This window comes from Pseudoroseicyclus sp. H15, from assembly GCF_054353345.1.
Genome location: NZ_JBTHJE010000006.1, coordinates 469,158 through 495,580 on the forward strand (window position 1 = coordinate 469,158; position 26,423 = coordinate 495,580).

Consider the following 26,423-nt stretch of genomic DNA (forward strand, 5'->3'; position numbering starts at 1 on the left):
TAGCCAATCTCATCCCCGCACAACGGCTTCCTGGCGTGACGGGACGAAAACAATGGAGCGCTCCCCAATGGCCCGCAATGATTATATTTTCACCTCGGAATCCGTCTCCGAGGGGCATCCTGACAAGGTCTGCGACCGCATTTCCGATGCGGTGCTCGACGCGCTGATCGCCGAAGAGCCCGAGGCGCGCGTCGCCTGTGAGACCTTCGCCACCACCAACCGCGTGGTCATCGGCGGGGAAGTGGGCCTGCGCGACCAGGCCAAGCTGCATCGCTACATGGAAGCGATCCCCGACATCGCCCGGGAGTGCATCCGCGACATCGGATACGAGCAGGACAAATTCCACTGGAACACCTGCGAGGTGACGAACCTGCTGCACGAGCAATCGGCCCATATCGCGCAGGGCGTCAACGCCTCGAACGACCGCGACGAGGGCGCGGGCGATCAGGGCATCATGTTCGGCTTCGCCACCAACGAGACCGACGCCCTGATGCCGGCGCCGATTCTCTATTCGCACGCCATCCTTCGCCGCCTCGCCGAGGCGCGGAAGAGCGGCGAAGAGCCGACGCTGCGGCCCGACGCCAAGAGCCAGCTGTCGCTGCGCTATGTGAATGGCAAGCCGGTGGAAGTGACCTCGATCGTGCTCTCGACCCAGCATGCCGATGAAGGCCAGACCAGCGCCGACATCCGTGAGATCGTCGAGCCCTATATCCGCGAGGTGCTGCCCGACGGCTGGCTGACCGACAAGACGGAATGGTGGGTGAACCCGACGGGCACCTTCGTGATCGGCGGGCCGGATGGCGACGCGGGCCTGACCGGTCGCAAGATCATTGTGGACACCTATGGCGGCGCGGCGCCCCACGGCGGCGGCGCGTTCTCGGGCAAGGACCCGACGAAAGTCGACCGCTCGGCCGCCTATGCGGCGCGCTACCTGGCGAAGAACGTCGTGGCGGCGGGGCTGGCCGAGAAGTGCCTGATCCAACTGTCTTACGCGATCGGCATCGCCAAGCCGCTGTCGATCTATGTCGATACTTCGGGCACTGCCGAGGTGCCGCCGGAGCAGATCGAGAAGGCCATCGCCAAGGCGATGGACCTCACGCCGCAGGGCATTCGCACGCATCTGCAGCTCAACAAGCCGATCTACCAGCGCACCGCCGCCTATGGCCATTTCGGCCGGGCGCCGGATGAGGATGGCGGCTTCTCCTGGGAGAAGACGGACCTTGGTGAGGCGCTGAAGGCGGCGCTCTGAGGGCCTTGCGGGGGGCTCTGCCCCCATACCGGGGTATTTCTGGCCTGATAAAATAGGGCGGCAGGCTTAGGTCTGGCCGCCCTTTCTTATATCCCTGCGGCGCCGCGCACCGAAGAGCCATATGCCGAGGCAGATGGCGATGACGGCGGCGCCGATCATCACCAGGGCGTTCACCACGACATCCGAGGCTTCCTCGAGTTCGCCCGCAAAGGCATGGCCGAGGCTGGTGTAGATCGCCAGCCACACGGCCTCGCCCGCCGTGCCCCAGATCAGGAAGCTCCACCACCGCATCCGCGAGGCGCCGGCCGCGAAATTCACATAAGGCCCGAGCGGAGAAAACAGCCAGCGCGACAGAAAGAGGAAGGGCCCTCCCCGTGCGGCGAGCAGCGCACGGGCCTTGCGCACGCTGGCGGCCCGGCGGCCGAGGCGCTCGGCCAGGGGCGCGCCGCCCCGCCGGCCCAGCCAGTAGACGCCGTGGTCGCCGAGGGCGAGGCCGAGCCAGGCCCAAAGCACCAGTGGCAACAGCCCGATATCGCCGACGGCGACGAAGCCGCCGCCCGCGAGGAGGAGGAGCGAGGCCGGCACCGGCACCGCGAAGCAGGAGACGAAGATCGCCAGCCCCACCAACGGCGGGCCGTAGCTCGGCACGAGGGCGAGGAGCCAGTCTGTCACTTGTCCGCGCCTCCGGCCGGCTCTTCAGGCGGCGCAAGGCGGGCGGCGGCGGCCTCGATCTCGGCGATGAGCGCGTCGACCGGCATGTCGAGCTCGCGGGCGATCTCGGTCAGTGTGGCCCGGCGGCGCGGCGCGGGCGGGGGAAGGCCGGCCTCGGCGCGAAGGGCCTCCGGGTCGGCGCCGTGAAGGCGGGCCACCATGCGGACAGTCATCCAGGGTTGTGGATCGTGCGGCTCCGGCGGATGTGCCGTCTGCACCACCATTCGAACCGCGAAGATCAGCGCCACTAGTACCGCCAGCCCGAAGGCCAGCGCGGCGCCCGGGCTTTCCACCCAGGCCGCCCGCAGCCGGCCACGCCAGCCTGGCGGAGGCTCTCCGCCCGGGGTGCTCACGAATCGAGCGCCCCGTCCCAGCCGTAGAGCGCGGCGATCATCTCGTCGCCACCGAGCGCGCGATAGAGGCCGCGGGCCGGGTCATTGTCCATCTCGGTGCCAACCCAGATGCCCTCGGCGCCACGCTCGCGCGCCACTTCTTTCACGCGCTCCATCAGCGTCCGTCCGATGCCGCGGCGCTGATGGCTCTCCATCACCCCCACCTCGTTGACGAAGAAAGACGGCGCCTTGTCGGGGTGGCGCAGCATGGTGCCGGAGGCGAAGCCCACCGGCACGCCGCGCTCCAGCGCCATGACCATGAGGTTGGCGGGGTCTTTGAGGAAGGCCTTCGCCTCGTCGGGGCGCACCTCCTCATCGAACAGATCCTCGGGCGCCGACATCAGCAGGCGCAGATCGCCCTTTCCGAGAACGACCACTTCGATAGGCTCGCCCTGCCGCCCCGCCTTGCGAAGGATGTTCCCCATGAAGCTCTCCGATCTCGACGTGATAGTCACGGCCCCACCCGCACCGGGCTGGGGAGGACGCTACTGGATCCTGGTGAAGGTCACCACAGAAGACGGCATCACAGGATGGGGCGAGGTCTATGCCGCCGCCATCGGGCCAGACGCGATGACGGCGGTGATCCGCGACGTGTTTGCGCGGCATATGGCGGGGGAGAACCCGGAGAATATCGAGCTGATGTTCCGCCGCGCCTATTCCGCCGGCTTCACGCAGCGGCCCGATCCCACGGTGATCGGCGCCTTCTCGGGGCTGGAGATCGCCTGCTGGGACATCCTCGGCAAGGCGCACGGCAGGCCTGTGCATGCGCTGCTCGGCGGCCGGGTGCACGAGCGCATCCGCGCCTATTCCTATCTCTACCCCTCGGCCCCGCATCACACGCTGCCCGAGTTCTGGGTCAGCCCCGAGCAGGCAGCCGAGAGCGCTCTGGCATTGGTCGAACGCGGCTACACGGCGGTGAAGTTCGACCCGGCGGGCCCCTACACGATCCGGGGCGGGCACACCCCTGCCCTGTCGGACATCTCGCGCTCCGTCGCCTTCTGCCGAGAGATTCGCGCGGCTGTCGGCGAGCGGGCCGATCTGCTCTTCGGCACGCATGGGCAATTCTCCACCGCCGGCGCCATCCGCATGGCCGCCGCCATCGCCCCCTACGACCCGCTCTGGTTCGAAGAACCGGTACCGCCCGACGCCCTGACCTCCCTCGCCCGCGTCACCGCCCGCTCATCGGTGCCCGTTGCCGTGGGCGAGCGACTGACGACCCGCTCCGAGTTCGCCCCGGTACTGCGCGACGGCGGCGTCGCCATCGTGCAGCCGGCGCTCGGGCGATGCGGAGGGATCTGGGAGGCGCGCAAGATCGCCGTTCTGGCCGAGGCCTACGGGGCGGAGGTCGCGCCGCATCTCTATTGCGGCCCGGTGGAATGGGCCGCGAGCCTGCAGCTCTGCGCCGCCATCCCCAACCTGCTCATGGCCGAGACGATCGAGACGGAGTTTCACAGCGCTCTCATCAAGGGGGCGATCGAGGTTCAGGACGGCTACATCTCCGTCCCTACCGCCCCGGGCCTTGGCATCGAGGTCGACGAGGCGCTGGCCCGGGCGCATCCCTATACCGGCACCGGCCTGCATCTGGAGATGACGGAAGCACCGGTGAGCTACGGAGAGGAGAATATCTTCGCCGGCGGCGCCCCTCGCGAGTAGCGCTGGCGCCCCGCCCGTCAGGCGACGGCGCGCCAGAACTCCGGCAGGAACAGCACGTAGACGGTCAGCATCTCCAGCCGACCGACATACATGCCGATGTCGATGAGCCATTTCGCCGAATCGGGCAGCGTTGCGAAATTGCCCGCCGGCCCGATCAGCGAACCGAGGCCGGGGCCGACATTCGTCACCGCCGTCAGCGCGCCGGTAACCGCGCTCACGAAGTCGAGCCCGACGAAGAGCAACCCCAGGGCCAGAAGCAGCGCCGTCAGCGCGAAGAAGGTGAAAAAGGCGATGACGCCGCTGAGCTGGTCGGCCTCGAGGGGCTTTCTCTCGTAGTGGATCACCGAAACCCTGTGCGGCGCGCTGATCTGGCGGCCCTGGGCGACGAGCGCCCGCCACAGGATGATCCAGCGCATCATCTTGCCCCCGCCCGCCGTTGAGCCGGTGCAACCACCGAGCGCTGTCAGCATGAAAAAGGCCGTCCACGCGACCGGCCCCCAGAGCGTGTAATCCGCCGTCGCATAGCCCGTGGTGGAGACGACAGAGACGACGTTGAACGCCACCTCGCGAAAGGCCTGCTCCGCCGGCACCCCCGCTGTCAGGATGCGCCAGCCCGCGAGGAAGAGAATTGCCGCCGACAGGACGACGAGCAGCGTCGAGACCTGCTCGCTCCGACCGGCGCGCCGGTAGAGCAGCCGGATGTACCAGGCAAACGGCAGGCTGCCGCAGAGCATGAAGAGCGTACCGGCCCATTGCAGGAAGGCGCTGTCGAACTGGCCGAACGACGAATCAGAGGTCGAATAGCCCCCGGTCGACAGCGTCGTCAGCCCATGGTTGACGGCGTCGAAGAAGCTCATGCCGCCGGCCCGGTAAACGAAGATGCACAGCGTCGTCAGCGCCGCATAGATCCAGAGCGTGGTCACGGCGAAGGTCGCAGCGCTGACGAACTCCTTCTGCCCGCGCTCGGAGCTCTCGGTGCGAAAGAGCTGCATCCCCCCCACGCGCATCGCCGGCAGCAGCGCGATGGCGGTCACGATGAACCCGACCCCGCCCAGCCACTGCAGGATCGAACGCCAGAGGAGAATGCCATCGGGCGTCTCGTCGAGCCCGGTCATGACGGTGGCGCCGGTGGTGGTGATGCCCGACAGCGCCTCGAAGAACCCATCGACCGGCCGCAAGCCCCAGAACACGAGCGGCACCGCCCCCGCCGCTGCGGCGGAAAGCCAGACGGTGGAGGTGAGCAGGAAGGCATGGCGGAAGTTGAAATCGAAGCGGCTCTGCCGCGAGCTCGCCGCCACCCCGGCGCCGATCAGCGTGACGAAGAGGGCGGAAGAGAGGAAGACTTGCCGGGTTGCAGGAAAGACCAGCGCGTCCCCCGTCATCAGCACGCCGAGGGCGAGGAGGATCAGGCCGTTGACGAAGAAGACGAACCGCATGATCGGATGCCGGAGCGAAACGGCCCTGTGTGGGCCGCATGGGGTGGTTTACTTGATGGGGTGGTGGTGTCGAGTGGGGGTGGGGTTATCGGGGCTTGCGGTTCCGGAAGGACACCGAATACCAAATGGTAACAACGGGTCTAACTAGTAAACCGCCCCTTCGCTTCCCCCAAGGAAAACAATGGCTTAGAATTGCCAGTGTAAACCGATTTCACCGCGCTCTAACAGAAAAGGGCGGCCCCCGCGGGCCGCCCTTTCTTTATTCAGCGATGTCTTCCGGCTCAGGAGCCGGAGATCAGCCCCATGCTCTCCAGCTTCAGCACCACCTGGTGGGCGCAATTGTCCACGTCTGTGCCCTCGGTCTCGATGCGCAGCTCGGGGTTCTCCGGCACGTCGTAGGGGTCGGAGATGCCGGTGAACTCCTTGATCTTGCCTTCGCGCGCCAGCTTGTAGAGGCCCTTGCGATCCCGGCGCTCGCATTCCTCGATCGGGGTGGCGACATGGACCTCGATGAAGGCGCCGAAGGCCTCGATGTCCTCGCGCACGGCGCGGCGCGTCGTGGCATAGGGCGCGATCGGGGCGCAGATGGCGATGCCGCCGTTCTTGGTGATCTCGCTCGCCACGTAGCCGATGCGGCGGATGTTGAGGTCGCGGTGCTCTTTGGAGAAGCCGAGCTCGGAGGAGAGGTTCTTGCGGACGATGTCGCCGTCGAGCAGTGTCACCGGACGGCCGCCCATCTCCATCAGCTTGACCATCAGCGCGTTGGCGATGGTGGATTTGCCCGAGCCGGAGAAGCCGGTGAAGAACACCGTGAAGCCCTGGTTCGACCGCGGCGGCCTGGTGCGGCGCAGCTCGGCCACCACCTCGGGGAAGGAGAACCACTCGGGGATCTCCAGCCCCTCGGCCAGACGGCGGCGCAGCTCGGTGCCCGAGATATTCAGGATGGTGACGTCATCCTTGTCGGCGATCTCGTCGTTCGGCTCGTATTGGGCGCGCTCCTGCACATAGACCATGTGCTTGAAGGGGACCATTTCGAGACCGATCTCGGATTCATATTCTTTGAACAGATCCTGCGCATCATAGGGGCCGTAGAAATCCTCACCCTGGCTGTTCTTGCCGGGGCCGGCATGGTCGCGGCCGACGATGAAATGCGTGCAACCGTGGTTGGCGCGGATCAGCCCGTGCCAGACGGCCTCTCGCGGGCCGGCCATGCGCATGGCGAGGTTCAGCAGCGACATCGTGGTCGTCGACTGCGGGTATTTGTCGAGCACCGCTTCGTAGCAGCGCACGCGGGTGAAGTGATCCACGTCGCCCGGCTTGGTGAGGCCGACGACGGGGTGGATGAGCAGGTTGGCCTGGCTCTCGCGCGCGGCGCGGAACGTCAGCTCCTGATGGGCGCGGTGCAGCGGGTTGCGCGTCTGGAAGGCCACGACCTTGCGCCAGCCGAGCTTGCGGAAATAGGCGCGCAGCTCGTTGGGCGTGTCGCGGCGACCGCGGAAATCATAATGCACCGGCGGCTGGATGCCGGTGACGGGGCCGCCCAGATAGATCTTGCCGGCCTGGTTGTGCAGGTAGTTCACCGCCGGATGGGCGCTGTCATCGGCGCCGAAGACCTTCTCGGCCTCGCGCGCCTTGTTCGGCACCCATTTGTCGGTGACGGTCATCGTCGCGAGGATGACGCCCTCCTGGTCGCGCAGCGCAATGTCCTGCCCGGCCTCGAGGCTGTCGGCGAATTTCTCGGAGACGTCGAGCGTGATCGGCATCGGCCAGAGCGAGCCGTCCTTCAGGCGCATCGTCTCGACGACGCTGTCGTAATCGCCTTCGGAGAGGAAGCCCTTCAGCGGATAAAACCCGCCGTTCATCAGCAGCTCCAGGTCGCAGATCTGGCGGGGCGTCAAATCCCACGAGGTCAGATCGGCAGCGGCGACCTTCATCTTCTGAGCGGAATCGTTGGAAACATAGAGTTCTGGAATTGGTTCGAGATTCGAAATGGTAGTCATTTGCGTGCAGCCCCAAATATCGGTCAGTCCGCTGACGCCTAATTCTCTTCAAACGGGCAATCAAGGCGAATGCTGCACGTGCAGCATCGCATTTTAAAGAACTGTGTCCGAAGCCCATCTTGCGGGCTATGGACCGCTCCATACTAGCCACTTTGCACCTAACCCAGCTCGACGGTCAGCGCCCCGATGCTATCTCCGGCCCATTGCGTCGAGGCCAGCAGCGCGCCGGCGGGACTATAATAGTAGTGGTTCACGAAGCCCTGCTCGGGGTTGCGGCAGGTCTCTGTCACATGCCGCACCGCGACTGGCCCCGCGGGGCCTTCCAGCGAGATCGCCCCGGCCGAGGCGATGTCGCAGACATAAGCCCGCAGTTCGACATCCTCGCTGCCGGTGTAGAAGCCGTGGAAACGCTCCACCTGCCCCGTCCGCCCCGAGGCAACCAGCCTTGCGGTTTCGGACGCATCGCTCGACGCGAGATCATCGCCGAAGCCACGTGTGGCGACGATCATGTTGTCCTTGAACGTGATCGAGATGTCGTCGGAGCTCATGAAGGTCTGGTAGCCATCGCGGCTTTGCACCAGCGCCATAACGCCGGTATAGCCGGCCTCTTCGACCGTCACGAAGACCTTGGGCGTGCCCGCCTGGTCGGCGGCGAGGCCGCGGTAGGGCGGCGCGATCGAGGGCGTGCCGCCAGAGGGAAAGGTGCAGGCGCCAAGCGCGGCCAGCAGCGCGATGCAGGACAGTGCAGATTTCATCGCCAGAACCTCCCCCAGCTATCGCCCAGTTGTGGCTCGCGGTACTCCCGCGTCAGATCGTAAAGCCGGTTGCGCACGCTCAGCCGGGCGCCGCCGTCGCGCAGCACCGGGCGGAGCGTTTCGCTGAACGTGTCGCGGTTCGGCTCGCCGGTGAGGGCGGTGATCGGCAGTGAGATGACGATGCCCTTGTCGAAGGCGCCCTCGCCAAAATCGTCGAAGGAGACATCGGTCAGCGTGAAGAAGGCGCCGATGCTCACGCCGTTGTCGAACTCCCGGTCGAGCGAGAAGGTCGCGCCCCAGTCGCCGGCGAGATAGCGGCCGGCATCGATCTGGGCGAGGAAGCCATTTTCGAAGTCGTAATAGGCCGAGGCGTGGCCGGTGACGATGTCATAGTCGCGGAAACCAAGCCCGTCGTAGCTGCGCTGAACGGCGTAGTTCACCTCCGCCCCAAGCGCGAGGCGCGAGTCGGTCGGCGCCCAGAGCAGCTCGCCGGAGGCGCCGCCATACATCCGCTCAAGGATACCGAAGCTCAGCCGGCCGTAGAGGTTCGGCGCGGGGCGGAAAAACTTCTCTGCCGTCAGGTAGGATATCTCGACATCTGTGTTCACGTCGTAGAGACCCGAGTCAGAGCGCACGCGCGGCAGGATCGAGTTTGACTGGCGCGTCACCTCATCGAGGTTGCCGAACAGCGGCAGGCGAAGCTGGCCGGAGAGCACGAAGCCCGGCGCCGGCTCGTACGAGCCTGTCGCGGCCAGGCCGGCATTGATGCGCACCGGCGCGTCGGGGTCGAAATACGAGGCCCGGGTATAGGGGCGCAGCGACCAGCGGAAACCTGTGCCCTGCGGCACGGGCACATCGGCGGCGTCAGAGATATCGGCCCGCACGAAGCTTGACCAAGTGCCGTCTAGATCGAACTCCAGCTCCTCCAGGTCGGCGCGTGTCAGGCGCACCTCGGAGACGGGCATGCCTTGCGCGACCGGGACAATGACAAAGGTATCGACACCGGCAGGGAGAGCGTTCGCCATCACGCGGGCCGCCCGGCCGATGGCCTGGGACGCAGGCGTATAAGTCGGGTTATCGAGCCACAGCGTGGCGGTGCCACCGGAGATGGTGAGCCCCTGCGAGCCGAGCCCGAAAGCGCCGAGCTCTCGCTCCAGCCGGACGGTGGCGCTCTGCGAGTAGGACTGCGGATCCCACCCCAACTGCTCGGCACTGCGGGCCGGCGCCAGAATCGGCGGCGAGGCCGCTCGACCACCGGGGAAGGTAAGGTTGCCGGGCAAGAAGGTGCGAGCGACCGTCAGGCCGATGGTGTTACCGTAGAGGTAATAGCCGGTCAGCTCGGTGCCGCCCGAGAGACGGTAGGTGGCGGAGACGTTGACGGGCGTGTCCTGGGTGAAGCCGATGCGGTCTGCTTCAAAGTTATAGGTGTCGGAGGAATACTCAGCTGCAAAGGACAGGCGGTCGTTCGGTGTGTAGCGAATGCCGCCGAAAAAGGCAGCGTCACCACGGAAGAAGACGTCTGGCCGGAAACGGCCGGTGTCTTCGATTGTCCGGGGCTCGTCAGGCCGTTCTGCGAAGTAATCGTCGATCTGCGCCAACGGATTTTCAAAGCCATCACGTGTGGCGAGCCGGCCCCAGCCGATTCCGCCGGTCACTTGGAGACCGGGCAGGACCTCTTTCGACGCCGCGACATACTCTGAGCTGTAGAGCCCAGTACCGCCGATATCGATGAGGCCAACGCTCAAGGCGGGAAGGAAGGTACTCTCTTGAAGGAGAGAAAAGTGAACGTCGAAACTGCGGTCGAAGTAGTCGCCGTCTGGCAGCGTGATGTACCGAAACACGCCCGTAACGCGGGGGAACACCTGAAACGCCATGGTGGCCCGGTATTCGCCCTCGAAATGCGACAGCGACAGCGCGAGCGAGTCGCGCGGAAGAGACTCGCCGCTCGGCATGTCGATCAGGCCAGGCAAGCCGTAAGTGCTGAGAAACGGCCCATCCTCAGCCTGGGTGCCTGAGGCACCCAACAGGACAAGCGCGCTCCCCTGTATCAGCCGGGCTGCGACGCGACTAGCGCGCTGCAGCGATTTGCCAATTTTCATGAGATCCGGCACCTTACCCTCCGCGACAGGTCGACCAAGAGATAGCGGAAGTCAGCGATAGCAAGCCAGTATCGGCCGTCAAAACTTCGAGTTGTGGCAGAAGAGTCGCGAATTCGGCGCTTATACTGCAGGGAGTGAGGACACGAGCGGCCATCGCGGCAGCGCTCTATCACCAGTTCATCCGGAGAGACGGCGACCCGGCAGTAGTTTTAAGGGCATAGCCTGTAAACAGACCCTCGGGTGCCCCGTAAGAAATCAATGAGTGAGCCAAGGGCCTGTAAACGAATTTCGTGGCATTTGGGTCGACAATGGCAGCTTAGAGTTCAGTTCAGCCCTTGGCGCCCTGCCCGCGCGAGTAGACATCCTCGTAGCGCACGATGTCGTCCTCGCCGACATAGGCGCCGGTCTGCACCTCGATGAGCACCATCGGCACCTTACCGGGGTTCTCCATCCGGTGTACGGACCCGAGCGGGATGTAGACTGACTGGTTCTCGGTCAGCAGCGTGACCTCGTTATCGACGGTGACCTTGGCGGTGCCCTCCACGACGATCCAGTGCTCGGAGCGGTGGAAGTGGCTCTGAAGGCTGAGCGAGGCGCCGGGATGCACCATGATGCGCTTCACCTGGAAACGCCCGCCCACCACGAGGCTCTCGAACCAGCCCCAGGGGCGGTGATCCTTGGGGAAATGCGTGGCCTGGGCCGAGCCCTTTTCCTTCAGGGCGGTGACGGCTTTCTTGACGTCCTGCGCGCGAGACATGTCGGCGATCAGCACGGCATCGTTCATGGCGACGGCCATGATGTTCTTCAGCCCGATGCCGACGACCTCCAGCCGCTCGGATTCGGACCGCAGCAGCGTGTCGTCGCAGTCGATGGCTGTGGCATCGCCGGAGAGCGAAACGCCGCGGGTATCGGGCTCGGATTCTCGCCAGACCGCATCCCACCCGCCAAGATCCGACCAATGGGCGGAGAAAGGGACGACGGCCAGGTTCTCGGCCTTCTCCATGACGGCATAGTCGATGGAGATATCCTCGGCCCGCGCCCAGGCTGCCGGATCGAGCCGAAGGAAGCCCAGATCGGCCTGCGCCTCGGCCACGGCGGCGCGCACCGGCTCCATGAGGCCTGGGGCATGCGCCTCGAAGGCGGCAACGATGTCGCGGACGCGGAAGAGGAAGATGCCGGCGTTCCACAGGTAGTTGCCGGCGGCGAGCATCTCTTCGGCGCGGGCGGCATCGGGCTTCTCGACGAAGCGCTGAAGCGGCTCGGCCTCGGTGCCCGGCTTGCCAGCAAGTTCGAGGTAACCGTATCCGGTCTCGGCCCAGGTGGGCGTGATGCCGAAGGTCACGAGCTTGCCCTGCTCGACGGCAGCGAGGCCTTTGGCGACGGCGGCGCGGAAGGCGGCGCTATCAGGGATGTGATGGTCGGACGGTGCGACCAGGATGATGCGGTCGGGGTCATCGCTTGCCAGCTGAAGGGCAGCAGCGAGCGCGGCGGGGGCTGTATTGCGCCCTTCAGGCTCGATGAGCACGGGGCCGGGGTCGATCCCCGCCTCGGCGAGCTGCTCGGTGACGATGAAGCGAAAATCGCTGTTCGTGAGCACCATCGGCTTGGCGAAGGTCAGGCCGTCGCCGCTGCCAGAGAGCCGGGCGGCGGAGGCCTGAAAGAGGCTCTGATCGCCGAGCAGGCTCGCGAATTGCTTGGGATATGACTTGCGGGAGAGCGGCCAGAGGCGTGTGCCGGAGCCGCCGGCGAGAAGTACGGGTGTAATATCAGTCACGACCAGACCTGAAAAAATTTCTCTTCCGACCTTCTTTCCGCTGACAAGAAAAATCTCAAGGTGTTGCCAAACAAAAGTTCCGCGCGCGCGGGTTTCTCGCTCTCGTCGACTAAAGTTTGGGCCAGCCCAAGCTTGTCGATCAAAGCAACCGCTAATTGATGAACACTGCGCATGCCGATAAACAGATTGGGCGCACGCAACAGGTAGGCGAGCACAGTGAACCAGCAATAATCTTAGGTGTCTAAATTTTAAGCAGGTCCTAGGGGACCGCGTAAGAAATCAATGGGTTAGCGATGGCCTGTAAACCAACTTGAGACCGGCCGGCACCGCCTCTCGAGATCAGTCAGAGCCGAACAGATACCGCGTGAACACTTTGTTGGCGGCATCTTCGATCTACGCCCTCCAAGAGTTCACCAGGTTCACTCGCGCCTGCGAGATATCGGTCGCCACGACATCGTGGGCCTGTGCGATCAGCACAGCGTTCACGACCCGACGTAGCCGAAGCCGGCTACAGCGATCTTCATTGAATTCTCTCCGCGGTAGGACGGCCGCCGTTATACCGGCCCCTCCTATTCAGTGTGAATCTGGTAGAGCGCTGCAGCGCAGAAAGTCAATCGTGTGGAGGGCGAAGTTTTTCGGGACGCGATGTAGCCGTAACACCGTTCTTCCATTTGGATCGTAGGGATGCGGCTCGTCAACAAGGCTGAAAAAATAGCGCCCCACCCTTCATGGGCCCTCCTAGAACAGAAAACTGTACGAAAGAGCTAGACGCTGCAGCGCGGCATTGAGTAGACGACCCACAGAAGCTCAGCATTTTGAGCACTGCGGCGCCTTGTGCCTCGAGACGGATTTTGTGAGCATTGCCTTCATGACTGCTTCCCAGACCATCGTTGTCCACGACTACGCGGGCCATCCGTTCACTGCTGAACTCTCTCGCGCCTTGGCCAAGCGGGGCTGGAGTGTTCACCATGTTCTCTTCGCCGGGGATGCCGGCCCGAAGGGTCGCAATGCACAGGTCGAGGGTGATCCAGACCGTCTGACTTTCCATGGGTTGAATATCCCCGGTGAGTACTCCAAGACGGATTTTCTTAAGCGTCGTCGGGGAGATATTGAGTATGGCAAGAAACTTGGCGCGCTCATTCGTGAGCTGAAGCCATCGCTTGTGATCTCGGGCAACACACCGACAGAGACTCAGGAGCACTTGGTCAACGCCTGCCGCGCCACAGACGCTGCCTTCATCTACTGGTGCCAAGACTTCTACTCTATCGCTGCCTCTCGCATTCTCGAAAAGAAGCTGCCCGGCATTGGCCACATTGTCGGCAGCTATTACACGTTTCTGGAGCGTCGGCAGATGCGGCGCGCAGATCATGTGATTCATATCACTGAAGGATTTCGTGCTCAAACTGACCGCTGGAAGATCTCTAATGATAAGGTTTCCGTCATCCCCAACTGGGGGGTTATCGACGAAATCCCGCAGCTCGATCGAAACACCGCTTGGGCGAGAGAACAGGGCCTCGGCTCCGGCGCCCGCTTCGTCTATTCCGGCACCCTTGCGACAAAGCACAACCCCAAGATCCTCTCGGAACTGGCGCGCGCGGTTGAGGGAGAAGGCGAGGTCGTCGTGGTGGCAGCGGGCGTGGGAGCAGATAATCTTGCCCAGGAGGCCGCTGGCGGCGCACTGCCCGCTCTGAGGCTCCTCCCCCTCCAGCCCTTCAACCGATTCCCAGAGGTCCTGGCCTCTGCGGATGTGCTGGTTGCGATGATCGAAGTCGAGGCCGGCGAGTTCTCCGTTCCCTCCAAGATCCTGAGCTACCTTTGTGCGGGCCGGCCAATTGTTTTGGCCGCGCCCGAAGACAACCTTGCAGCCCAGATCGTGACAGAGACTAACGCAGGCCGCGTGGTGCCCCCCGGTGACATCCGGAGCGCAGTCGACGCCGCGAAGTCTTTCGCGGCAGACCCTGACGCTGCTCGCGAGGCTGGTGCCGCCGGCCGGGCTTATGCTGAGGCCACCTTTGATCTAAAGAGTGTCGCAGCGGCCTTTGAGGCCATTTTCTGGCCGATCCTCAAGAAGCGTTTCGGCTCCGCTGGGCCTGCTCCATAATCATTTCAGACCGAAGGTTATCCGAGAACATGAAGAAAGCGCTCATCACCGGCATTACTGGCCAAGACGGATCCTATCTAGCCGAACTCCTTCTCGAGAAGGGGTACGAGGTGCACGGCATCAAACGGCGCGCCTCGCTTTTTAACACGCAGCGCGTCGACCATATCTATCAGGATCCGCACACGCCCAACCCGAAAATGAAGCTTCACTACGGCGACCTGACCGACACCTCTAACCTGACGCGCATCATTTCCCAAATCGAGCCTGACGAGGTCTACAACCTCGGCGCACAGTCCCACGTGGCCGTCAGCTTCGAGGCGCCGGAATATACCGCCGATGTTGATGGCATCGGCACCCTGCGACTGCTCGAAGCGATCCGCTTCCTCGGCCTTGAGCAGAAGACGCGGTTCTATCAGGCCTCAACCTCCGAGCTCTTCGGCCTGGTGCAGGAGACCCCGCAGAGGGAATCGACACCCTTCTATCCACGCAGCCCCTATGCCGTGGCCAAGCTCTACGCCTACTGGATCACCGTGAACTACCGCGAGAGCTACGGACTCTATGCTTGCAACGGCATCCTCTTCAATCACGAAAGCCCGCGCCGCGGCGAAACCTTCGTGACCCGCAAGATCACCCGAGGCCTTGCCAACATCGCCATCGGCCTGGAGGACTGCCTTTACATGGGCAACATCGACTCCCTACGCGACTGGGGCCACGCGAGGGACTATGTACGTATGCAGTGGATGATGCTCCAGCAGGACTCCGCCGAGGACTTTGTGATCGGTACGGGCAAGCAATACTCCGTCCGCGAGTTCATCGATTGGACCGCCAAGGAGCTGGCCATCGAGCTTGAATTTTCGGGCGATGGCACAGAAGAAACGGCTACAGTGAAGTCGGTCGACAATAACATATCGCCCGCTGTGAAGCCCGGCGACGTGATCATGCGCATCGACCCGCGCTACTTCCGCCCGGCCGAAGTCGAGACGCTGCTCGGCGACCCAACCCGGGCGAAAGAGAAGCTCGGTTGGGTGCCGGAGATCACCGCAAAGGAGATGTGTGCGGAAATGGTCGCGGCGGATCTGCATACTGCCAAGCGCCATGCCCTCCTCAAGGAGCATGGCTTCGAGATGCCAATCTCGGTCGAAGATCGCTGAAGGGAATATCGATGACGTACAGTCTCAACGGCAAACGGATCTGGGTGGCCGGACATCGCGGCATGGTCGGCGGAGCCGTGGTCCGCCGCCTGGCGAAAGAGAATTGCGAAGTAATCACTGCTGGTCGCGATGTGATGGACCTCACCCGGCAGGCTGAAGTTGAAGAGTGGATGGCCGAGACAAAGCCCGATGCCATTGTGATGGCTGCGGCAAAGGTTGGTGGCATCAAGGCAAACAGCGACTACCCAGTCGACTTCCTCGTGCAGAACATTCAGATCGAGACGAATATCGCAGCGGCTGCTCACGCCAACGATGTGGAGCGTTTCCTGTTTCTGGGGTCGTCATGCATCTACCCGAAGATGGCTACACAACCTATCCCTGAAGACAGCCTACTGACAGGCCCGCTTGAGCCGACCAACGAATGGTATGCCATCGCCAAGATCGCTGGCATCAAGCTCTGCCAAGCTTATCGCACGCAGTACGGTCGGGACTGGATATCGGCCATGCCAACCAATTTGTACGGCCCAGGAGACAATTACGATCTGAACTCCAGCCATGTGCTCCCCGCTCTCCTACGTAAATTCCATGATGCTAAGGTGACGGACGCAAAGAATGTTGTAATTTGGGGCTCAGGCTCCCCCCTCAGAGAATTCTTACACTGCGACGACCTCGCTGACGCGCTGATTTTCCTCCTAAAGGGATATTCTGGGTACGAACACGTAAACGTTGGCTCCGGCACCGAAGTGAGCATCCGAGAACTCGCTGAAACGATTTCTTTAGTGGTAGACCACGACGCCGAACTAATCTTCGACACCACAAAGCCCGACGGAACACCCAGAAAACTAATGGATAGCTCCAAACTCTCCGCGCTGGGATGGACACCAAAGACGGACTTAAAACACGGACTACAGAATACCTACCACGACTACGTCGCCTTCCATGCACATAATCAATAGACGAGCAGTAAGCCGTGCCGAAGAAATACATCGTTGCCCACAATCGTGATCGGGATTTCTACCAAGTCGCGGCAGCTCTAGCTGAAGTCGGGCAACTCGAACGACTAGTCACCGATTATTACAGACCTGATCGAGAAATTATTCCCACCCCCCTTCGTCATCGACACTCGGACTTCATTCCCGCTGCACTTACTAAGACGGTCTGGCCAGCAGTCGCATTACAGAGCCTCCGCCGCCAGATTGATAGAACCGGCCTCGACACAATCCACCACACAAATCGCATCATTGGAGCCGCTGCGAGGTCAGTCGCTCGAAAGAGTCCGGGCGTCGACCTTCTACTTTACTCTACTTACGCGATGGAAGCATTCAACGATCCCAAGCTGAGCGACAGGGAGAAGACTCTATTTCTGTTTCACCCCCATCCCGGCTTAATAGAGGAAATCCTGCGGCCAAATATTGAAGAATACGGGATCGGACATCGAGGTCTCGAAGAGGAGACCGCCGTTGCGCACCGCATAGCAGTGCTTGATGCTGAGCTCGCCGCTGCTGACCGCGTGCTGTGTGCAAGCCTACTTACAGCTCGTTCAGCAATCAGAGTGGGAGTAGCTTCAGACAGGGTTCACATAGTGCCATATGGAATAGCACGGCCCAAGCCACAGTCGATAAAGCTGGAGCAAGCAAACGGAGAAATGAAGTTCTTGTTTGTAGGTCAGGCCATTCACCGAAAAGGCGTGCACCATTTACTAGCCGCATGGCGATTGGCAAAACTTGGAAACGCGACCCTCTCAATGGTGTGCTCAAGAGCACAAGATGGTTTACTCGACGACTTACCGGATAACGTAACAGTCAAAGCAGGACTTAGCTCACAAGAGCTGTGGAACGAATACACTTCGGCTGACGTCTTTGTACTACCCTCTCTAGTCGAGGGTTTTGGCCTCGTTCTTTTGGAAGCCCTCTCGGCTGGCTGCTTCACGATCTTCACGGAAAATACTGGGCTAGCGAATCTGGGAGTTCCCCAAAATATAGGCATGGAGTCCAAAGCAGGAGACACCAAGGCCTTGGCCTCAGCTCTGGAAGCCGCAGCTCACTTCTATGAGAGCAATGCAATCGACAGGGAAGCGATTATTCAATATAGTGAGAACTTCAGCGCGTCGAACTTTCGAGACGGTATTCGTTCGGCTCTTCAGGCATGACCTACTCCTATGACCCCTCGCTGATAGTTCTCTCATATGTAAATCTATTAGCCGCTGTTCTTGTCCTGATTGCCTGGTCAAAGTACCGCGGGATGCAAATCTTGGCACCCGCCAGCTGGTATCTCGTTTTCCACCTCTTTCTCTTTGGAGTTCGCCCAGCCGTACTCTTTACCGCCGGCTATCACACCAACTTCACATACATGAGAATAACGCCAGATGTATGGAGTGCGGTGCTTACCTTTCTTCTGGCAAATATTGCACTCATATCATTTCTTGGCGCTACATTAGTCCGGGGGAGCCCCAATACACCTATTCAATCTCGCGGACCCACACCGCTAGAGAAGCAAACCTACGCAATTGCCCTAATTGCACTCTCCCCTTTATTCCTATTTTCACTCTACTATGGGATTCAACATCCGGTAGTTCAAGTAACCGGGCAATCCGGTGGCAACCTAATGACGGACCCGGAGACAGGGAAGAAGATCTTTGTTCAAGGCAGCGGTTACTTCTACGTTCTAAAAAACTGCATCCCTGGGCTAATTCTAGCCCACGTCATTCTCTATCGCCCCAACGTCTACAATATCTCGCTAACTGTAGTCTTCATTATACTGGCATTTCTGGAAGGGAGAGGCCGCTTCGTAATCATATACCTTATTCTAGGCTTTATTATATACTACTTCCAGCGCCCAGGAACAACTACCGCGAAGAAAAGCGTCGTGCTTGGTCTATTCTCGCTTTCCGCGATGGTCCTCATTTCCGTTGGGGGAATCTACCGGCGAGTAACCCGATCCCACGGGTCATTTGACTGGGCGAATGTATCTATCTCAGACTACCTACGCCGAACACCAATCGGTGACTCGCAAGAATTCGGAATGTATGATTTTCTATTATACCTAGCCAAAAATTTCCCCGACGATAGATTTGGGCACACATACTTTACTCAGTACCTAGAAGTTCTAACAAAACCAATTCCTAGAGCCCTTTGGCCCGGGAAGCCAATTGGTTCACCGGTGCAGCTAGTTGATCTGAATGTAGGCGGCAACTATGACGGGCTAACTCAGTCAATGGCGGGCGCTGGATGGCTTAGCCTTGGCCTTCCCGGCGTAATAATTCTTTCCTTTCTGTCAGGATATGTTCTTCAGAGCGTCTACTGTTTCGCGACCCGAAATTGGAACAGCTACTCTCTTAGATCAATATATATTGTCTCCTTGCCATTCTGCATTCAGTGGTTTCGCGATGGAGCCCCTAGCATAATCGAATTTTATATCTTTGGATTATACCCACTTATATTTTGGGCGGGACTTATGCTTATGGCACGTGGAGGCTATCTCAAGACGAAAAGTTCACGTGGTATAGTCCATCTTCGATAGGCGACTAAACCGATGCGAGTCTTGCATGGGCGACCGATCGAGCCCGTCACTCAATTCACACCGTTAGACCGTGAGAGAATTCAGATCGAGCAACTGAATTGACAGCACGCGCTGCGCCCAGCGAGGCTGAATATGGGCGACACTGCGCTAGCTGAAGATCGCATCAAGCGCTCCACCGAGCAATGCGCACAAAGCGAAGCAAGCGAACAATGGCTACAGCCACTGATACGGACACGACAATCCACAGGTAGGCGATAAATCCGTCCCTGACAACTGCAAGGCCGAGAACTATGCTTACAATGACAGCCACTTCCGAGATAATAATCAGCCGAAACTGTCCATAGGAGATCATATACGCCTCCAGCACCTTCGCAACGCAATATCCACAAACAGCAACAACAGTGAAGGGGGCGTATTGCGCCGCATCACTGTACTCAGCTCCAAATAGCATCAGCACAATAAAACTTGATTGCCAAGCATACACACCTGAGACTGCGATACCCAGCAAAATGATGGACGTTATCTCAATAGCGGTCATTCTTCGCTGAGTATGCGATCCGTTGACCTTCTCTTGTGTCACTCGCGGTATGTATAGAGACGTAACTGTAGAAGCGGCCGCATATAGAGGCGCTGCAAGCGTTGCTGCGATTACATAGTTCCCGAGAACTCCCGTACTGAAAACGATAGGTATCAGTATGCGATCCAAGTTCTGTCGTAGCATCTGCAGTATCCGTCCTGCATGGACTTGGGCAATCTCGTAGGCTGTATACCGGAGATCGGCGGACGTTATTGGGACCACCCTACTTTGCACTCTTACTGCGAAGTAGCCAGCTAGGATCACTGGGACAAAACTCGAAAGCGCAAAGACCAAACCAACCAACTTGGCGTCGGGCTCGTTGTTCATAATGACTATGAGAAGCAGACAGTACGCTATATGGGGCGAAAGTCTAACCAGATTCCACTGCGTCCACCTTTGAGATCCCTGGATGACCCCCATGCCAAGTTGGGAAATGTGCATGAATGGAATTATTAGGAACAGCCCCGAGTAGACGACTGCTGAAAGGCCGCTAACTGGCGGAATTCCTACCCACATTAGTAGAAATAGCGCGATTGTGCCAACAATTGTTCCGAGAGCAAGGATAAGTACATGCGGCCCAAGCGGGTTGAAGAGCTGTTCCCTTCGCGCCGCCATGTGGCGTGAAAGTATGTCGGCTATGGAACAAGACGAAACACCTGCAATGAGGCTCGTAAGAGCAACTGCCGTTGCCAGTAGACCCCGCTGCTCTGGGCCCAGCAGTCGCGCTACGAGAACGCCGGTAAATAGATTAAGTCCAATAATCATCAAATTCGATGACAGTGAGATCGCTAAGCGGATCATCTACCACCGATCCCTTGAAGATATACTGACTTAATGGTGTCGAAGGCTACCTCGGTGTCTGCCTTCAGGCGTAGACAAACACTCTGGCGAAGCTCCTTTAGATGCTCCGGCGAGTACGCCAATTCCTCCACGAGTTTCGCAGCTTCCTTCTCGAAAGTGGCCACATCTGGAAGAGCAGATATGGTCCCCGTCAATTGTTCGGCGATACAGCCACGCGCTATCGCAATCACCGGCACCGAGTGTGCAAATGCCTCGTAAATCACTATAGGTTGAGCCTCATTTCGGTAGCGAGTGGGAAATATCATGACATCCAATGCCGAGAAGAACTGTTCCTTCGCTGCGCCATAAAGTGGACCGTGGTACACAATTTCTGGGAACGCCTGAATGGCGCGATCTAGGAGCCTCTTATCCTCTCTAGCCACTGGACCAGCCAATTCAGCTGAGAACCTCAGACCTCGCTCTCGCAATGAGCTTACCAAGTCGATAAATAGGTCTAGACCCTTTTCGCGGCTCAAATTGGAGATCATACCAATCGAGAATACATCTCTCTGAAGAGATGACGAACCAGGCGCTGGTACCAAATATGCATTGGGAAGTATCGCCGAGTCTACGGACCCATAACAGTCGCAGAACTCTCGCTTCATCCGGTCAGCTAAAAAGACGTGTGTTGCTAGCTCGCGAGTATCCACTACGAGCCGCTGCATTAAATTGGACTTATCGTTGATGTAGGAATATGAATGATGGTGAATAATGCATTTCAATCTCATAACTCGACATGCAAATACAGCGAGTAGGTAAGATAAGATCAACCCGCTGCCACCGTTACAACCCAATGAAACTTTTCCGCCGCCGCGCAAACGGAACCTTATAAGTCCAAAAAAACCAACAAACATTAGAAGCAGGTTGCCAAGCTTGGCTAACGACCGGTGCGTGCTCTTCGATGCGAGATCTACACGCGTTACACTGATGTGTTCCTCCAGTAGGTCTCCGAGTTTCTCAGTAGCTACCGAAAACCCGTGTACCGGAGGTGGCAACGGGCCTAAGAGTAGAATGCCTTTATTGTTCGCTGGGTGCATGTCGCCTGCCCATAGTATGCGCTGGAGATCCAGCGACGATCAGGGCTTCAGCAACATCTTTAGTCACCACACTTCTGGCGGCGACGATTGCCCCTCTGCCTACCGTTACTCCTGGCATTACAAACGCGCCCGAAGCTAGCCATGCCTCGTCCTCGATTGCGATAGGGCCAGTCACATAGTCGAAGGACAAGCTCCCGATATCATGACCCGCCGTCGCGATGTAGCAGTCTTGAGATACACAGACATTATTGCCGACAGAGATCTCTACCAGACTGTATAGCTCAGCTCTATCCCCGATCCAACTATTGTCTCCGATAGACACCTTCCACGGATAGGTGAAACGCGCGGACGACCTGATTCTAGAATTTCGCCCAATCTTAGCGCCAAAAACTCGCAGGAGTGAAGCACGCCACTTATAGGCGGGCCTTGGCGAGAAAGCAAAAAGTGTTGCCTGGCAGATCCACCAGAGCTGCACAGTAACTACGCTCCTACCACGGAAACCTTTCGGAACGCGGAATTTCGACAGGTCCTGATATTGACAGTCCGGAACACTCATCTTTAGGAGCCAATGCCTGTAGCTGGATGCGCAATATTAGAGCGTATTTCACTGTACAGATGCTCACACTCGCGCAAGAGCGAACTGTACTTCGGGCCGCGAAGAGCGTTCTCTAATTCTATTTTCTTGGCCTTACGTCTAGCTCTGACATCCTCGCTAGCCTCTGGGGAGTATGGCTCGACGCCCTCAGGAACCGTACCTCGGCGACGAGATATCTCATCAACTCTTGACAATACCTTGTCTGGCTCGAGATCCGCCGGCAACGAACTAAAATTCGTGCTGTAAATTGCGTTGAGATTGGTGACTGTGTCGTTAAATCTGCTTATGGCATCCTCAAAAGGCGTGACACAGATTTTTGTAGATATACCCTTGATCGCCCTATGGAAGCGCCGGTACTCTTTTAAAGCTAACTTTAGATCTTGCACTCTTGGTTCCTGGATGACCAGAGAAATACAAGCATCTGCGGGAGACCGGATGAGAAGGTAACACGGTACATTAAGCGAAACCGCCCTGATGACGTTCGCGGCCGCATGAGTATGGTGCGCAAGATTTATATTCTCATTTTGCGACAAGCGAAATGCAGCTTCCGCGTATGAGTTCCCCGATCTCGGAAACCCTTCGATAACAAGATCGGTATCGGCAGAGACCACTCGTGAACCGTGCTTTCCCAACCGCGCAATCGTGCAATATATGCTTGGAGATGTTGAAATTGAATTACGCACTCGCCTGTGCAATCTTGCAAACATCAATGGCCCTTCTCCACTATCTCTATAGAAATCGCCCGTCGTGGCTCCGCAGATGTCGCAGTTTCCGGATTTTTGCAAGAGCCAACCAGTCTTGCTTCGGCAGCCTCAGCAACTACCGCCCATACATGATGCGGAGTTTCGTGGCTGCCTGATTGTTGGGCAGGGGAGCGCCTGATCGCTGAAGCTCGACCGCTTAAGCACACTGAATTTCGCTTCTTCTCATCGCGCTCGAGCCATCTTCGACAGTGGCAACATCGGTGTCCGAGAAGACATCACAAGTCCGCCACGTTTTTGCAACTTCTAAATTCGACCACCCGTTAGAGGCTTGACCCCACCTTGTATTGCGGTAGCGCGTACTCTAGCTTGCCGCCTCAGCGGCCATCTCAGCAACGCCGCCTCCAGCGCGGTCAGTAAGTTGAGGGACGAGGTACCTTCGGCGTGTCCCGGTAGCGGTTGGCACCCGTAGTTTGTTCAGATGAGGGGCAGCGTATTCTCCGGCAGCATTTCGTGCAGCGGACTTAGGCAGAGGCGCGTCTAGGGACGTGTGCACCCCGAGAAAATCGTTGCAAGGGCATGATACGTTCGGCATCTATCACGCTAATGGGGCTCACCGAGTATAAACTGCGATCCAAGACTGGAAGAAAGTTCAATTTATGCGCATATCTCATGAGAAAAAGTTCATCTTTCTAGCGGTACCACGAACCGGAAGCACATCACTGCGAGATCTTCTTGATCCATACTCAGATATCAAGAGCGTCCACATAACCGAAACAAATAGGAACCACCCCTATTATCACCACATTTCAGCCAGAGAGCTGAAAGATATATTCGATAAGAATGGATGGGACTTTTCTTCATACAGCAAATTCTGCGTAGTGCGAAACCCATTTGATAGGGTCGTGTCGCTTTACCATCACTACCTAAAGCACCGCCGTGAAGGCTCTTTTTTGCGACGAGCATATCATAAGGTGACGCCACCGCCCGATTTTGCCTCATACGTTCAGAAGATCGACCCAGAGTCTCGCCTAACGACTACGATCCGCGCCTTCACGTGCGACTCCAGCGGAGCCGCGCTTGTCGATAAGGTGCTCAAGTTCGAAGAATTATCTACCGAACTGCCCGTCTATCTTCAGGAGCTCGGCATTCCGGCTGATAAAGCCACCCTACCCCATCTTAACTCTTCCGCGAACCGTAAGGTGAGTTATCGTGACTATTACAATGACACACTCAGGGCGCATGTCGCGAAGCTATACCGAGAGGATATCGAGCGCTTCGGCTACAGCTTTTAAGCTAGTGTATACGTCGGACTGGCTTGACCTTTTCAAGGCTCCACCCGCGCCGCCGCCATCTCCGCTTGCACACGAGAATAGAGCGCGTCGTCGGTCACCTTAAGCGTCGCCAGAGCCCCAGGGATCGTGCGGTTTAGGTAGGTGATTACCGAATTCTCACTGCCGTCTACTTTTTCAGCATAGGCGAGCGCTCGCGGCATCGCCTCGGCGAGGATGGCACGCGCCCCAACAAGTTCTCCGGCGGAGAACCATCGGGAGAGCCAGCGCCCCAACCACGCCGTCACGGCGGTCAACACCATGACGAAGAGTGTGACGAGCGCGGATTTCACCGCGTCCGAGCCGAGGATGTCGAGAAGGTAGTTCATGGCCGTGTTCCTTTCCGAAGTTGAGGTCGAGCAGATCCACGGTCCGCCCGGCGAGGATGTGGGTGGGATCGGAGGAAGCGCATGCGGCCTGCGTCGACCGGAACGCGCACCAACAGTTGGGAAGGTGCGGTTCAGCCGGCGAGCAACAGGAAGCTCTTGGAATCTCCGACAATTCCAATATCTCACACAGAAAGGTGATTAAAATTATTCCCAGCCATTGCCTCAAATGGCTAATTGAATATTTTCGCAATCCGGCAGCACTGCCAGTTTTCTTATCCCGTACATTTTTTGCCCAATGATTAGTCACTTCGCCAAGAGCGAAGCCAAGGATCCTATGGGGGGAATGAAATATTGTCTTTCAGGTTATTCACATGCCGCGAGTGCGGTCACCGAATGAGACTCGCCGGACGATCCTGCGGCTATTGCAGCGAGGACAAGCCTTCCTGGCAGTTGCTTCAGATATGGATTTTCGGCGTTGCCACTATCTTCGTGATCCTTGTGGGAATGTTCATGTAGGTGTCGGGGCTATCCGGCCAGCGCCTCGTCGGCCCTCTTCCGGATGTCGGCGAGCGCCTTACGGAGATGCTCATAGTTCTGATCCAGGACCGCAGTCAGGGCCTCACCGAACGCGACCGAGGGCTGGGCTAGCAGCTCTTCATGCAGCGCGCCGCGGGTCTGCGGCCCGGGATCTCCATCGACCTTGATGCCAGCCGCCCCCTGGAAGGCGCGGACGCTGTCATGGCCGAGGAAGGCGAGCCCGGCCTGTACGTAGAGATCGAGTCGATCTGCGAGGCCGTTGGTGCCGCCGTTGATCCGGCGTGAGACCATCTCGGTGTTGCCGGCATCGGCGAAGCGATTGAGACTCTCGCCGGCGCCTTCGTCCCAGAACCAGATCGGCCCGAGCCCTTCCCAGGGATCAGTGTTCACCAGGTCAGGTTGGGCGACGAAGTCGATATCGGCGCCATGCACCTCGCGTACCCAGGCGGTGTATCGCGCGTAGTTGGTGCGCCCGGTGATCTGCATGCCTGTCCGCCCACGGAAGAGGAAGCCATCACCGTCGACCGCCGCCGTGTTTCCCAGATCCACGCGGGTGTCATAGCGCTTCTGCGCGGAGGTCGGCCCCCAGACCTCGCGATCATAGCGCCAGCGGCCGCTCTCGTGCGCGAGCTGGGCGAGGAACTGCACCAGGCGGTGCGGACGATCGAGTCCGGCGGCCACCCCGCCCCTCTCGAGCCCGAGCGCCGTCGAGCGCAGGTTGTCGTTGACCGCGAGGCCGAAGAGGCCGGCGATGGCGGAGGCGTCGATACATTTCGGCATGGGCTGTCTCCAATGCAGGAAATCCCGCCGAAGCGGGGCATGAGAATGTCGGGAGGACGGAGGTCTTAGCGGCGGTGGCCGCGCAGGATGGCCTTAGCGAAGGCTTTGGCCCGCGCGGCGTTGCCGTTGATGACGGCCCTCGCCAGGGCCTCTGCGCGCGTCTCGGCATTCAGGGCGGCGTGGCGCCAACTTGGGCTGTCGTTTGGCGGCGGCAGCTCCGCCGCATCCTTGCCGGCGAGGTGGTTTCGAATCGCGACGCCGAGAAGGCAAAGCGTCAGCGCCGCCTTGGAGCCGATGATCAGCGCCTCTGGCGTCAGCGGCTCGACGTTGCGGGCGAACATGGTGATGAGGATCGACAGGCCCAGCATTCCGAACATGGCGGCGATGAAGCGTCCCGGCGGTGTCGCCTGGGCGAACTGGTGCGACACCCACCAGCATAGCAGCACGGCCGAGATCGAGGTGAGGTTGTGCAGGGTCAGGATCAGGTCAGGCATCGTCGGCCTCCTGTTTCGGCAAGAAGCGGGACCGCACCGCGCGCACGGCAGCGATGCCGCCCTCGCCCATCAGGAACCCGCCGGCGAGATAGGCATAGACCCCGGCACCGCTCATCACGTCGATGACGTGGCCGACGACGCCGCCGAGGAAGATGGCGGAGACGGCGCCCGCCGAACCCTCGACCAATCGCCGCCGCCATTCGGCCTGCGGCGCGAAGACAGCCCGCACATAGGCGCCGCCGGCACCGGAGATGATGAGCGCCACCAGGTTGTCAGGGGCGCGCTCCCACAGCTGCGCGAGCGACTGCAGGAGAGTGGGCTCGCTGGCCATGAGCGGGCTCCCTTTCTTGAGATGAGAGGTC

24 protein-coding genes, 1 pseudogene and 1 riboswitch are annotated in these 26,423 nt (G+C 59.8%); of the genes and pseudogenes, 8 read left to right on the forward strand and 17 right to left on the reverse strand.

Annotation, left to right across the window (positions count from 1 at the left end; all coding sequences use genetic code 11):
- Positions 1-11 precede the first annotated feature (11 nt).
- A riboswitch (SAM-SAH riboswitch) is annotated at positions 12-60 on the forward strand.
- Between the two features lie 7 nt (positions 61-67).
- On the forward strand, positions 68-1,249 hold the full coding sequence (gene metK, locus ACXN5S_RS16195) for a methionine adenosyltransferase (RefSeq protein WP_458606501.1): 1,182 nt from the start codon (positions 68-70) through the stop codon (positions 1,247-1,249).
- Between the two features lie 66 nt (positions 1,250-1,315).
- On the opposite strand, the gene ACXN5S_RS16200 is transcribed toward metK, so the two are convergent.
- Genes ACXN5S_RS16200 through ACXN5S_RS16210 form a run of 3 tightly spaced genes read right to left on the reverse strand, consistent with a single transcriptional unit; the run spans position 1,316 to position 2,777 of the window.
- Entirely contained in the window at positions 1,316-1,921 is a 606-nt protein-coding gene (locus tag ACXN5S_RS16200) for a DedA family protein (RefSeq protein WP_458606502.1), read from the reverse strand.
- Positions 1,918-2,313 carry a hypothetical protein gene (locus tag ACXN5S_RS16205; RefSeq protein ID WP_458606503.1) on the reverse strand — a complete coding sequence of 132 codons (396 nt, stop codon included), beginning with the start codon at positions 2,311-2,313 and terminating at the stop codon, positions 1,918-1,920. Before ACXN5S_RS16205 ends, ACXN5S_RS16200 begins: the two co-directional genes overlap by 4 nt.
- Positions 2,310-2,777 carry a GNAT family N-acetyltransferase gene (locus ACXN5S_RS16210; protein WP_458606504.1) on the reverse strand — a complete coding sequence of 156 codons (468 nt, stop codon included), beginning with the start codon at positions 2,775-2,777 and terminating at the stop codon, positions 2,310-2,312. Before ACXN5S_RS16210 ends, ACXN5S_RS16205 begins: the two co-directional genes overlap by 4 nt.
- Here ACXN5S_RS16210 and ACXN5S_RS16215 point away from each other — a divergent pair.
- A complete protein-coding gene (locus tag ACXN5S_RS16215; RefSeq protein ID WP_458606505.1) occupies positions 2,776-4,005 on the forward strand; it encodes a mandelate racemase/muconate lactonizing enzyme family protein in 1,230 nt (409 codons plus the stop codon). The two genes, ACXN5S_RS16210 and ACXN5S_RS16215, sit on opposite strands and share 2 nt — an antisense overlap.
- A 17-nt stretch (positions 4,006-4,022) precedes the next feature.
- Here ACXN5S_RS16215 and ACXN5S_RS16220 read toward each other — a convergent pair whose 3' ends face one another.
- The 6 genes from ACXN5S_RS16220 to ACXN5S_RS16245 form a co-directional block, all read right to left on the reverse strand.
- Positions 4,023-5,441 carry a TrkH family potassium uptake protein gene (locus ACXN5S_RS16220; protein ID WP_458606506.1) on the reverse strand — a complete coding sequence of 473 codons (1,419 nt, stop codon included), beginning with the start codon at positions 5,439-5,441 and terminating at the stop codon, positions 4,023-4,025.
- Between the two features lie 281 nt (positions 5,442-5,722).
- The gene (locus ACXN5S_RS16225; RefSeq protein WP_458606507.1) at positions 5,723-7,441 is read right to left on the reverse strand and encodes a bifunctional sulfate adenylyltransferase/adenylylsulfate kinase; all 1,719 of its coding nucleotides are present in this window, start codon (positions 7,439-7,441) and stop codon (positions 5,723-5,725) included.
- A gap of 158 nt (positions 7,442-7,599) precedes the next feature.
- Positions 7,600-8,196 carry a YjbF family lipoprotein gene (locus tag ACXN5S_RS16230; protein ID WP_458606508.1) on the reverse strand — a complete coding sequence of 199 codons (597 nt, stop codon included), beginning with the start codon at positions 8,194-8,196 and terminating at the stop codon, positions 7,600-7,602.
- Entirely contained in the window at positions 8,193-10,166 is a 1,974-nt protein-coding gene (locus tag ACXN5S_RS16235) for a YjbH domain-containing protein (RefSeq protein WP_458606509.1), read from the reverse strand. Before ACXN5S_RS16235 ends, ACXN5S_RS16230 begins: the two co-directional genes overlap by 4 nt.
- Before the next feature lie 457 nt (positions 10,167-10,623).
- Entirely contained in the window at positions 10,624-12,069 is a 1,446-nt protein-coding gene (locus tag ACXN5S_RS16240; RefSeq protein WP_458606510.1) for a mannose-1-phosphate guanylyltransferase/mannose-6-phosphate isomerase, read from the reverse strand.
- Positions 12,066-12,284, reverse strand: coding sequence for a hypothetical protein (locus ACXN5S_RS16245; protein WP_458606511.1), 219 nt, complete (start codon positions 12,282-12,284; stop codon positions 12,066-12,068). Before ACXN5S_RS16245 ends, ACXN5S_RS16240 begins: the two co-directional genes overlap by 4 nt.
- 653 nt (positions 12,285-12,937) lie before the next feature.
- Between ACXN5S_RS16245 and ACXN5S_RS16250 the strand changes: the two genes are divergently transcribed.
- From ACXN5S_RS16250 to ACXN5S_RS16270, 5 genes are read left to right on the forward strand one after another with little or no spacing between them, the layout of a single operon-like run.
- Entirely contained in the window at positions 12,938-14,170 is a 1,233-nt protein-coding gene (locus ACXN5S_RS16250) for a glycosyltransferase (RefSeq protein WP_458606512.1), read from the forward strand.
- Positions 14,171-14,199: 29 nt separating this feature from the next.
- Positions 14,200-15,321, forward strand: coding sequence for a GDP-mannose 4,6-dehydratase (gene gmd, locus ACXN5S_RS16255; RefSeq protein ID WP_458606513.1), 1,122 nt, complete (start codon positions 14,200-14,202; stop codon positions 15,319-15,321).
- An 11-nt stretch (positions 15,322-15,332) separates the two neighbouring features.
- Complete coding sequence (fcl, locus tag ACXN5S_RS16260; protein ID WP_458606514.1) at positions 15,333-16,277, forward strand: GDP-L-fucose synthase; 945 nt, start codon at positions 15,333-15,335, stop codon at positions 16,275-16,277.
- Between the two features lie 14 nt (positions 16,278-16,291).
- Positions 16,292-17,470: a glycosyltransferase gene (locus ACXN5S_RS16265; protein ID WP_458606515.1), complete on the forward strand. Its 1,179-nt coding sequence runs from the start codon at positions 16,292-16,294 to the stop codon at positions 17,468-17,470.
- Entirely contained in the window at positions 17,467-18,840 is a 1,374-nt protein-coding gene (locus tag ACXN5S_RS16270; RefSeq protein ID WP_458606516.1) for an O-antigen polymerase, read from the forward strand. The genes ACXN5S_RS16265 and ACXN5S_RS16270 overlap by 4 nt, the downstream gene beginning before the upstream one ends.
- A 163-nt stretch (positions 18,841-19,003) precedes the next feature.
- Here the strand turns inward: ACXN5S_RS16270 and ACXN5S_RS16275 are convergent, their stop codons facing one another.
- From ACXN5S_RS16275 to ACXN5S_RS16290, 4 genes and pseudogenes are all read right to left on the reverse strand, one after another.
- On the reverse strand, positions 19,004-19,378 hold the full coding sequence (locus ACXN5S_RS16275) for a hypothetical protein (protein WP_458606552.1): 375 nt from the start codon (positions 19,376-19,378) through the stop codon (positions 19,004-19,006).
- A gap of 51 nt (positions 19,379-19,429) precedes the next feature.
- Positions 19,430-20,218 (reverse strand): annotated as a pseudogene (locus ACXN5S_RS16280) (oligosaccharide flippase family protein); the annotation flags it as partial.
- Positions 20,215-20,922 carry a glycosyltransferase family 4 protein gene (locus ACXN5S_RS16285; protein ID WP_458606517.1) on the reverse strand — a complete coding sequence of 236 codons (708 nt, stop codon included), beginning with the start codon at positions 20,920-20,922 and terminating at the stop codon, positions 20,215-20,217. The pseudogene ACXN5S_RS16280 and the gene ACXN5S_RS16285, both read right to left, overlap by 4 nt.
- Before the next feature lie 352 nt (positions 20,923-21,274).
- On the reverse strand, positions 21,275-21,850 hold the full coding sequence (locus ACXN5S_RS16290; protein ID WP_458606518.1) for a WcaF family extracellular polysaccharide biosynthesis acetyltransferase: 576 nt from the start codon (positions 21,848-21,850) through the stop codon (positions 21,275-21,277).
- Between the two features lie 1,399 nt (positions 21,851-23,249).
- Here ACXN5S_RS16290 and ACXN5S_RS16295 point away from each other — a divergent pair.
- Entirely contained in the window at positions 23,250-23,885 is a 636-nt protein-coding gene (locus tag ACXN5S_RS16295) for a sulfotransferase family 2 domain-containing protein (RefSeq protein WP_458606519.1), read from the forward strand.
- 32 nt (positions 23,886-23,917) lie between these two features.
- Here ACXN5S_RS16295 and ACXN5S_RS16300 read toward each other — a convergent pair whose 3' ends face one another.
- The 4 genes from ACXN5S_RS16300 to ACXN5S_RS16315 form a co-directional block, all read right to left on the reverse strand.
- Positions 23,918-24,250, reverse strand: coding sequence for a hypothetical protein (locus ACXN5S_RS16300; RefSeq protein ID WP_458606520.1), 333 nt, complete (start codon positions 24,248-24,250; stop codon positions 23,918-23,920).
- A 525-nt stretch (positions 24,251-24,775) separates the two neighbouring features.
- Positions 24,776-25,567, reverse strand: a complete 792-nt coding sequence (locus ACXN5S_RS16305; RefSeq protein WP_458606521.1) for a peptidoglycan-binding protein — start codon at positions 25,565-25,567, stop codon at positions 24,776-24,778.
- 65 nt (positions 25,568-25,632) lie between these two features.
- Positions 25,633-26,061, reverse strand: a complete 429-nt coding sequence (locus ACXN5S_RS16310) for a hypothetical protein (RefSeq protein WP_458606522.1) — start codon at positions 26,059-26,061, stop codon at positions 25,633-25,635.
- The gene (locus ACXN5S_RS16315) at positions 26,054-26,392 is read right to left on the reverse strand and encodes a hypothetical protein (protein ID WP_458606523.1); all 339 of its coding nucleotides are present in this window, start codon (positions 26,390-26,392) and stop codon (positions 26,054-26,056) included. The genes ACXN5S_RS16310 and ACXN5S_RS16315 overlap by 8 nt, the downstream gene beginning before the upstream one ends.
- Positions 26,393-26,423 lie beyond the last annotated feature (31 nt).